Below are 1,550 nucleotides of genomic sequence, written 5' to 3' on the forward strand. Positions count from 1 at the left end.
GTTTTTTAATGCATCAGGTAGCATTGTAAATATGAAGTAATTCTCATATGTTCCTTTAAGTTGAAAAAAACCAGTTAATCCTGTCTGTTTTATAAAATCTGATTTTTTGTATTTAAAAGATTCGCCGGTCTTCTTGTTATAAAATCCGATGTGCGAATTCAAACCTTTGGCGTAATATTCAATACAAATATAGTCGTCTGTTTCTTGAATTTGTTGACCAGAAATGTAATTAGTTTGGGATATTGTGCCATAAAGGTTCTTTTCTGCATTTTCTTTTAACCATTCCGGTGATGCAAATTTTTGTTTTTCGAGTTCTATTTGGTATGTCGGTATTAATTTTTCAGATGTTACTTCATATATTGTTGGTATATAAGGGATATTGAGATAACATTTTTGATTGAATGTATAGAAGAGTCTTCCAGGAACCATTGGAGATTCCGGTGTGAAATTTGTAGGGTATAAAAGTTTTATAGTATTTAGTTGAGAATCCGTTATTTTTATGTAATGTGGATCTCTTTTTCCTGTATTGTATCCTCCATGGAATGCCCAGGCAATATTTCCGTCAGGTAACCAACAACAATCAGAAAAATAGAATGTTGTTTGCCCATTTTCGTATTTGTAATTATTCAAATTGTAATGGTATAATTTGTCTTGATATGAGTCTGCCAGGGTGATTGTTTGTTTTTCTTTGTCAATATGAAAATTATTTAATGACATATATTCACCTGGCCCATTTCCTCTTCTTCCAATTTGTGTAATGAATTTTCCGGATATATCAAAAACTAATAGATAATTCCCTTTCCTATTGATGGTGTATATTTTGTCGTTAACAATATTAATCGCAAAGATATCACCAAATAGACAACTGTCTGTGGTTTCAAGAGGAATGAATTTGCATGTAATTTTATCTTTGATGTCAATATTGGTTTCATCATCAAAGGAAATAATCTTTACATTATCTATTTGTTCTTTCATTGAACATGAAAAAGATAGTATGACTAATAATGACAGTATTAAGTATTTCATTATAATAAAAGTAAAAATGGTGGATGGAGTGTTTTATAATCTCGTATAAGTTTAACACAAATTACGAGCTAATGCTTCGACATTAGCCGGTCTGACAGTACCACTTCATTTAGACTTTGGCTGAAATTCCAGCTAGCTGTAGTGGCTACAGCTGCAATCGTCATGATATCAAAAATCTTTTTCATATCTTTATACAATTTCAATTGTTAGTTTTACAGATTATCTAATCAGACTATTTTCTATCTTTCAGTCTGTCCGTAAAGATATTCATTCTTTATAAGCTTTGAAAATATTGTGTTGAATAATTATGACTTATTTTTACCACCAAACCTGTTTCCCCTCCTCATACGTAAATATCCGTTCCTCTTTTCCTCTGGTATGATTGCGTAGCCAGTATAAAGTACCTTGGGGGATCTGTTTATATATTAATAATTCATCCTGCTCTGCCGTTTGTTTTCCGGCAGAGGCCCATGCACCCGATTCATCTATATAGAAAAGTTCATAGAGATTACCTTTTCGTATTC

At 31.7% G+C, this 1,550-nt stretch carries 1 protein-coding gene and 1 pseudogene; both read right to left on the minus strand.

The window, feature by feature from the left end:
• Positions 1-975 (minus strand): 6-bladed beta-propeller (locus DXA15_RS24960; protein WP_158579719.1); only part of this gene is annotated, 975 nt, incomplete at its 3' end.
• 369 nt (positions 976-1,344) lie between these two features.
• Positions 1,345-1,550 (minus strand): annotated as a pseudogene (locus tag DXA15_RS24965) (transglutaminase domain-containing protein); the annotation flags it as partial.

Source organism: Parabacteroides sp. AM58-2XD (genome assembly GCF_003463685.1).
In the GTDB taxonomy this organism is placed as follows: Bacteria; Bacteroidota; Bacteroidia; order Bacteroidales; family Tannerellaceae; genus Parabacteroides; species Parabacteroides segnis.